The 7,570-nt window shown below is 68.0% G+C and carries 10 protein-coding genes; 2 read left to right on the forward strand and 8 right to left on the reverse strand.

Annotated elements, in window-relative coordinates; translation table 11 throughout:
* The 4 genes from J0L98_RS20625 to puuE form a co-directional block, all read right to left on the reverse strand.
* A partial coding sequence (locus tag J0L98_RS20625) for a glycerate-2-kinase family protein (protein ID WP_296414002.1) occupies positions 1-467 on the reverse strand: 467 nt, incomplete at its 3' end.
* A 249-nt stretch (positions 468-716) separates the two neighbouring features.
* Positions 717-1,214 (reverse strand): ureidoglycolate lyase, encoded by a 498-nt coding sequence (locus tag J0L98_RS20630; protein ID WP_296414004.1) that lies wholly within the window; start codon positions 1,212-1,214, stop codon positions 717-719.
* On the reverse strand, positions 1,214-2,266 hold the full coding sequence (gene alc / locus J0L98_RS20635; protein WP_296414007.1) for an allantoicase: 1,053 nt from the start codon (positions 2,264-2,266) through the stop codon (positions 1,214-1,216). The genes J0L98_RS20630 and alc overlap by 1 nt, the downstream gene beginning before the upstream one ends.
* Before the next feature lie 24 nt (positions 2,267-2,290).
* Positions 2,291-3,226, reverse strand: coding sequence for an allantoinase PuuE (puuE, locus tag J0L98_RS20640; protein ID WP_296414008.1), 936 nt, complete (start codon positions 3,224-3,226; stop codon positions 2,291-2,293).
* A gap of 235 nt (positions 3,227-3,461) precedes the next feature.
* Here puuE and J0L98_RS20645 point away from each other — a divergent pair, with 235 nt between their 5' ends.
* A complete protein-coding gene (locus J0L98_RS20645; protein WP_296414010.1) occupies positions 3,462-4,007 on the forward strand; it encodes an NADPH-dependent FMN reductase in 546 nt (181 codons plus the stop codon).
* On the opposite strand, the gene J0L98_RS20650 is transcribed toward J0L98_RS20645, so the two are convergent.
* The 4 genes from J0L98_RS20650 to J0L98_RS20665 form a co-directional block, all read right to left on the reverse strand.
* Positions 4,004-4,438: a PaaI family thioesterase gene (locus J0L98_RS20650; RefSeq protein WP_296414012.1), complete on the reverse strand. Its 435-nt coding sequence runs from the start codon at positions 4,436-4,438 to the stop codon at positions 4,004-4,006. The genes J0L98_RS20645 and J0L98_RS20650 overlap by 4 nt on opposite strands.
* Complete coding sequence (locus J0L98_RS20655) at positions 4,435-5,064, reverse strand: 2-hydroxychromene-2-carboxylate isomerase (protein ID WP_296414014.1); 630 nt, start codon at positions 5,062-5,064, stop codon at positions 4,435-4,437. Before J0L98_RS20655 ends, J0L98_RS20650 begins: the two co-directional genes overlap by 4 nt.
* An 11-nt stretch (positions 5,065-5,075) precedes the next feature.
* A complete protein-coding gene (locus tag J0L98_RS20660) occupies positions 5,076-5,984 on the reverse strand; it encodes a CmcJ/NvfI family oxidoreductase (RefSeq protein ID WP_296414017.1) in 909 nt (302 codons plus the stop codon).
* A 230-nt stretch (positions 5,985-6,214) separates the two neighbouring features.
* A complete protein-coding gene (locus J0L98_RS20665; RefSeq protein ID WP_296414020.1) occupies positions 6,215-7,123 on the reverse strand; it encodes a LysR substrate-binding domain-containing protein in 909 nt (302 codons plus the stop codon).
* Positions 7,124-7,324: 201 nt separating this feature from the next.
* Here J0L98_RS20665 and J0L98_RS20670 point away from each other — a divergent pair.
* A partial coding sequence (locus tag J0L98_RS20670; RefSeq protein WP_296414021.1) for an isocitrate lyase/phosphoenolpyruvate mutase family protein occupies positions 7,325-7,570 on the forward strand: 246 nt, incomplete at its 3' end.

The raw sequence follows: 7,570 nt of genomic DNA on the forward strand, positions 1-7,570 counted from the left end.
TTCATCTCCGAGATGGTGGCGCCGGACTTGAGCAGGGCCCGGTTGATGGCCTGCTTATCCTCCAGGCTGACGCCCTCCCCCGGCAGCGGCAGCAGGGCCGAGCCGCCGCCGGAGATCAGGCAGATCACCAGGTCGTCGGCGCTCAGGCCCTGCACCAGCTCGAGCAAGCGCCCGGCGGCCTCGCGGCCGGCGGCGTCGGGCACCGGGTGGGCGGCCTCGACGATCTCGATGCGCTCACAGGGCACGGCGTAGCCGTATCGGGTGACCACCAGGCCCGACAGCTCACCCGGCCAGTGCTGCTCCAGCACCCGGGCCATGGCCGCCGAGGCCTTGCCGGCGCCGATCACCAAGGTGCGGCCCCTGGGCGGTGCCGGCAGGAAACGGGGGATGCAGTGCTCGGGCTGGGCGGCATTCACCGCCGCGGCGAATAGGGCCTGGAGCAGATCGCGGGGGAACGAGGAAGTCATGTTCTGTCCTTTGGTCGATGAGACGCTGCCCGGCGTGGGTCGACTGAAGTCGACCCGACAGCCCCCCGTCCAAGGGTGTGAATACATCTACGGTGCAGCCCGATTTCGCCCTTACGATGCTCACCGTACCCTTGCATGGCTGCGCTTCTCGGGGCGAACTCGAACCGCCCGCGACGCTTTTTTCACACACTCCATGGCGACCGGGACGGATCGGCTATTTTCGCATTCGGCCCCACGGGGCGCGTCACTTCAGGCCACGATCAGCCCCGGCGGGTCGACGCGCACCTCGTCGCAGTTGGGTGCGGTACCGCTGCGATCCACCACCAGAAAGTCGCACACCGCGTCCAGCGCCAGCAAGGGGTGATGCCACACGCCCGGGGCGTAGTTGACCCCCTGATCGCCCCGGGCCAGGAAGACCCGCAGCGCGGCCACGCCCGGCGGCTCGCCGGCAGGGGCGACCACCACTAGGTAGGGCTTGCCGGACAGGGGCACGAAGGCCTGACTGCCCAGGGGGTGGCGCTCCATCATCTCCACGGCAAAGGGCAGCGTGCGGGGCTGGCCGCGGAAGATGGACAGGATGACCTTGCCGTCAGGGCCGGGTTCGATCTCGGCCAGGTCGTGGTAACGCTCGGTATTGCCGCCGTTGATGGTGAAGTGGCGCGCCGCGTCGCTGGCCTCGATGACTTGCCCGAAGGGCGCGAAGGCCTCGGCGCTGAGCGCCTCGGGAGTGAGCGTGACGGAGCGCATCAGGCACCCTTCTTGTTCACCTTGCCCCACAGGCGCAGGCGCGACACGCCACCGTCGGGGAAGATGTTGAAACGAACGTGGGTGATGGGGCCGAGCCGGGCGATCTCGTCGCTGAAGCTGTGCACGGCGTCCATCTGCAGTTTCTGTTCGGGCAGCAGGGTCTGCCAGAACATGGACTGGGTGGTGATGGAGCGGTCGGTGCCGCCGGCCACATACGCGGCCTGGATGGAGCAGCGGTCGGGGTAGTTGCCCTTGAAGAAGGCGGTGTCCACCTCGATCCGTTCCACGGTGCCGGGGGCGCCCAGCTCAAGCACGCACCAGTCGTTGCCGGGCTCGCGGCGGCGGCGGGTCTCCCAGCCGTCACCCATGTTCTGGCCGCGGCCGGGGAGCATCAGCGCCGCCACGCTGGAGCCGAAGCTGGCATCGTTCCACGACACGGCGCGGCCGCCGTTCTCCATGGCCACCAGGTCGATCACGGCGTCGGGGCCGAGGGTTTCGAGGGAGCCCAGCGGGCGGCCATAGACGCGCAGGCGGGCGATGCCGCCATCCGGGTAGATGTTGACCCGCAGGTGGGTCCAGGCCTCGCCGCTGGCGCACTCGATGAGGTGGTGGCTGCTGGGGCCGAGGGCGGTGGCGGGCAGGATCTCGGTCCAGCCAGCGCCCTTGAGCACGTCGACGTCGTCGCTGGCCGATACGGTGGCCTCGATGGACACGGCCGGCGGGTAGTTGCCGGTGAAGTGGCTGGTGTCCACGTCGAAACCACGGATGATGCCCTTCACGCCCAGCTTGACCAGCGCCCAGTCGTGGCCGGCGACACGCTTGCGGCGGGACTCCCAGCCGTCCATCCACTTGCCGTTGGTGTCGAACTTGCCGGGCACGAACTGGGCCGGCTCGGGGTTGAGCATGCGTCCGACCTCGGCAAAGAAATCGTCGGAGGCAAACAGGGCCTTGGCGCCGAGGCGCGGACTGGCGAGGTCCACCGAACGCAGGGCCCATTCGGGCAGGTCGGCGGGGGGCGCAAAAACGGGGGCGCCGGGGGTATGGCTGGCCATGGGGAAATCTCCTTGGGTTCTCGGTCAGGCCGGGGTAGGGCCGGGGTGTCTGGCGATCCAGTGACGGGCAATGTCCACCCGGCGGCACACCCATACCCGGTCGTGCCTTTCGATGTGGTCAAGGAAGCGCTGCAAGGCCCTGAAGCGGCCGGGTCGGCCGAGCAGGCGGCAGTGCATGCCCACGCTGAGCATGGCCGGGCGCTCGTCGCCCTCGGCGTACATCACGTCAAAGGCGTCGCGCAGGTATTCAAAGAACTCGTCGCCATGGGAAAAGCCCTGGGGCAGGGCAAAGCGCATGTCGTTAGTGTCGAGGGTATAGGGCACCACCAGGTGGGGCACGCGGCTGCCGTCAGTCTTCTGCACCTCGGTCCAGAAGGGCAGGTCGTCACCGTAGTAGTCCGAGTCATACAGAAAGCCCCCGTAGTCGGCCACCAGACGCCGGGTGTTGGGGGAATCGCGCCCCGTGTACCAACCCAGGGCACGCTCCCCGGTGAGCTGCTCGATGATGGCCATGCCGACGCGCATGTGCTCGCGCTCGGTGGCTTCATCCACGTCCTGGTAGTGGATCCAGCGCCAGCCGTGGCAGGCGATCTCGTGGCCAAGCTCGCGGAAGGCGGCGGTGAGTTCGGGGTGACGTTGCAGGGCCATGGACACACCAAAGACGGTCAGGGGCAGAGCACGCCGCTCGAACTCCCGCAGGATGCGCCACACACCGACCCGGGAACCATATTCGTAGATGCCCTCCATGGAGAGATGGCGCCCGGGGAAGCTGGCCGGGTTGAAGAGTTCGGAGAGAAACTGCTCGCTCCCGGCGTCACCGTGGAGCACGCTGTTCTCGGCCCCCTCTTCGTAGTTGAGGACAAACTGCACCGCCACCCGCGCCCGCCCCGGCCAGTCGGCAAACGGCGGGTTGCGGCCGTAGCCGACGAGGTCGCGGGGATAGGCGGGTGGTACTGGCATGACGATGGGGCTCCTTGGTGTATCCGGCACGCCGAACGCAAGGGCTGCGGGCGCTGTCACAGGCAAAGGCGAAGGCGCGGCCCGCGTAGGGTGTGCTGGATCGTCACTGACGACGATGGGGCGAGTTTAGAGCGCCCGGCGCCAAACGGCACCCACGGCGGCCTATAAGCGATATCCGGGTTTCGATATTGTGCCCGGCCCTCCCCTTACCCACACCACAGAGAAGGAATACACCATGTCCGTCAAACTCCTCGGCATCGCCGGCAGCCTGCGCGAAAAATCCACCAACAAGGGTCTGCTGCGAGCAGCGCAGGCCAGTCTGCCGGAAGGCGTCAGCATGGAAATCGCCGAGCTTGGCGACATCCCCTTCTATAACGCCGACATCGCCGAAAAACCCGCCGCGGTCAGCCGCGTGCTGGCCCAACTGGCCGCCGCCGACGCCCTGGTACTGGCGTGCACCGAGTACAACTACTCCATGGCCCCGGCCCTCAAGAACATCCTCGACTGGGCTTCCCGGGAACCCGACAACGCCCTGCTCGCCGGCAAGGCCGTGGCCATCATGGGCGCCGGTGGCGGCATGGGCACGTCCCGCGCCCAGTATCACCTGCGTCAGGTCTGCGTGTTTCTCGACCTGCAGCCCCTGAACAAGCCGGAGGTCTTCGCCAACGCCTTCGCCGGCGCCTTCGATGCCGACGGCAATCTGACCGACGAACGCCTGGGCAAGCTGGTCAAGGAGCAGATGCAGGCCCTTGCCGGCAAGGTGGCGCGCCTGCGCGGCTAGGCGTCCAGGCTGACAAAGCTCGCCCGCATGGCCGTGACCAGGCGTCCGTCGCCGGACCGGATACGGCCGGCGGCGTGGTTCAGCTTCCCACCGGTGCGAACCCAGTCGATCTCGCTCTCCAGCCAGTCTCCGGCGGCCACCGCGCCCAGATAGTCCACCTGCAGGCTGGCGGTGACGAAGCGCACCTCGGGCGCCAGGCGTCGGGCCAGGTTGTAGCCCAGCCAAACGTCCGCCAAGGTGGCGATGAAACCACCATGCACCCGCCCGCTGCCGTTGCAGTGGGCGGGGCCCAGTTCTACGCGGAAACGCAGGTGGGCACCGTCCTCCCGGTGGAAGAGCCGGGCGTTGGCGGGCAGAAAGCCGCCCGCGGCAGGCCACGGGCGATAGCCTTGTTCCAGCCAGATCGCCTCCCGTGGGCTGGAGGCGTTCATGGCCGTACCCCTTGCGATGCGGCCAGGGCGAGGGCGTCATCAAGACGGTCGTTGCCCCAGAACATCTCGTCGCCGACAAAGAAGGTGGGGGCCCCGAAGATGCCCCGGGCACGGGCTTCGGCAGTCTGCTCGCGCAGACGGGCCTTGATCTCCTCCGCACCGGCGCGGGCAAGGAGTTCGGCCGCCGGCAGGCCCAGTTCGGTGAGGATGGCGGCGAGGGGTTCGGGGTGGTTGATGTCCTGGTCGTGCACGAAGTTGAGCTGCATCACCCGCTGACAGAACGCCCCCATCCACGGGGCGTCCGCCCCCTGGATGGCCACCCGCAGGGGCAGCACGCCCAGGCGTGGAAAGGTGCTCGGGCGCGTCCAGGGCAGGCCGTACTTGCGGCATTCCCGGGCGATGTCGTGCCACATGTAGGCACCCTTTTCCTTCTGCAGCACGAAGGGGGAGTTGTCCATGCCCAGCTCACGGAAGATCGGGCCGAGCATGAAGGGCTTCCAGGCCACCCGGACGCCAAGCCGGGCCGCCGCCGCTTCAATGCGCATCACGCTGGGGTAGCTGTAGTTGCTGCCGAACTCGAACCAGAACTCGATGAGGGGCGCGGGGGCGCAGGGGGATGGGCTCATGGCGGGCTCCTTCACTCGAAAACGACCAGGCAACGCACTTCGATGCTCTCCCGGAGCGGGGTATCGGCGGGAACGTCGGGCAGGTCGAAGGCCGAATGGGGCGTGAAGCGGGCCGTACCGTTGATCTGGGAGTCGTACTGCTTGAAGATCAGGGCCTCGTGACGGTCCATGCCCGGGAAGTAGGCCCACTGATGGCGGGCGGCGTGGCGGACCAGGTAGATCTCGCCCGTGCGCTCCGGGTAGCGGATCTCAGCCGCCACCAGGTCGCGGGACGACACCGAACGGGCGTCGCAGACGGCCAGGGGCGTGTCCAGCACCGGGCCGCGGATCGAGCGCCAGATATTGACGATGGCAAAACGCTCCACCCGGGCCAGTTCCGCGGGGTCGGTGAGCACCAGCTCCAGCCGGCGCCGTCCGGAGGCCTCGCTGTAGTCGTTATGCACGCGGCCCACCGCCGCCGGGTTGCTGCCGTCACCCTGGCGGCCGAACCCGAGGGCCGGGCGCCCGGCCTCACGACGGCGCACCAGATGATCGAACACCCAGGCCTGCCGCGCCCCGGTGACCCATCGCGCCAGCTCGGCGGCTTCGGCGTAGTAGTAACGGCGGATCGCCGCTTCATCGGTAAAGTCAGCCACGCCGGTCGGCGCGTCCCACAGCTCATAGCCCTCCCGGTCAATGGAGGGGCGGGCGGCGATGGCACGAGCATCCGCCACGTGCATGCGCTGCAGGGCGTATTCGCAGTTCTGCCAGGGGGTGCCCGCCGGCGGCTGATACATGTAGTTGAAGGGCCGCTCGGGCGTGGCCCCCAGATAGCCAAGGCTGGCCACCACCCCCGGCAGCCTCGGCAGGGACGGTGCAAACGGGGCGGGCTGGGGGACCGGGACGCGGGATGCCGGATTTCGGGATGCCTGGATTCGCATGGGAGCTCCTTGACAAGGCTGGGGCGAAAACACAATGAATTCGCTCCCAGCATGGGTAAAAGCAACCGGCTGCCACCTGAATACAGCCGGAACACCCCCATTTAAAGCCAGCCATGCAGGATTCTCAAACGACGAATGGACACCTTTGACATTCTTATTACGAATGTCAAAGGTGTCCACACCGGCCCTCTGCAGCACACCGCCGACAACGGGGAGCACGAACGCACCGGCTAGCCCTCGGCCCCCGCCTCGGCAAGAATCCAGCGCACCACCTCTTCCACCTCGGCGCGGGGTGCGGCCTCGCCGCGCAGCAACCAGTAGGCACTAGCGGACACCGGCCCCGGGCGGGGCAGATCGCAGCGCGCCAGCCGCCCATCGGCCAGGGCCAGCCCGATCAGCTCGAGACGCCCGAGGGCCACACCCTGACCGGCAATCGCCGCCTGGATCATCTGATCGTACTGATTGAAGCGCAGCACGCCGCGGGGCTTGAGCGCCCCCCACCCCTGACTGGCCAGCCACTCGCTCCACTGCAACCAGGGGCGATACTCCCCGTCGAATTCGAGCAGCACCTGGCCTTCGAGCCCCTCGGGCGTGTTCAGCTCGGTCAGGCCCAGGGAAGGATGGGCCACCGGCGCCACGGTCTCGCCGAAAAGGCGGATCGCCCCCTCCGGGGCCGCCTCCGGCGCACAGTAGCGGATGGCCAGATCCAGCCCGTCGAAGCGCAGGTCGGCAAGGGTGTTGGTGGCGGACAGGCGCACGTCGATGCCCGGATGGCGGCGCAGAAAATCCCCCAGCCGGGGGAGCAGCCACAGGCCGGCCACGCCAATGCTGGTGGTCACGGTCACGGGCCGGGACGCCGCCGTGACCCGGATCGCGCCGATCACATCCTGCAGCTGCTGGATGGCCCCGTCGGCACTGCGAAACAGACGTTCGCCCTCCGGGGTGAACGCGATGGCGCGATGCCCCCGCACCAGCAGGCGCACACCAAGCATGTCCTCCAGGGCCAGCACCTGGCGGCTCACCGCCGACTGGGTCAGGCACAGGTCATGGGCCGCCAGGGTGATGCTCATGCGCCGCCCAACCGCCACAAAGCCGCGGATCAGATCCAGGGACGGAAGCCGAACAAGCGCAATTGACATTCCATAACCTCATGCAAATAGATCGAAAAAGTGGTTTGAAGGCTGGCGCCCAAGCCAGTCTAATCAGCTCACGAACGATCACGCAAGCCATGTCCCTGATCTGAATATCAGGAATGCGAGGCGCGACGAACACGGAAGGGGTCGCAGCCCCGGCCACCGCCCGAGCCCCCACGTCCTTCCCCCCACAGGAGCACACCGACCATGACCGACACGCTCACCGCCCGGGCAATCGCCTTCCGGCAACTCCATGCCGACCCCGGCTGCTTCGTCATCCCCAACCCCTGGGACGCAGGCTCGGCGCGGCTGCTGGCCCGGATGGGCTTCAAGGCCCTGGCGTCCACGGGCGCAGGCCACGCTTTCTCCTGCGGACTGACGGATGGTGCCGTCGGCCGCGAAGGGATGATGGCCCACCTGCGCGAGATGGCGGCGGCCACCGACCTGCCCCTG

Origin of the sequence: Zoogloea sp. (assembly GCF_017302315.1) — a bacterium.
Lineage (GTDB): Bacteria > Pseudomonadota > Gammaproteobacteria > Burkholderiales > Rhodocyclaceae > Zoogloea.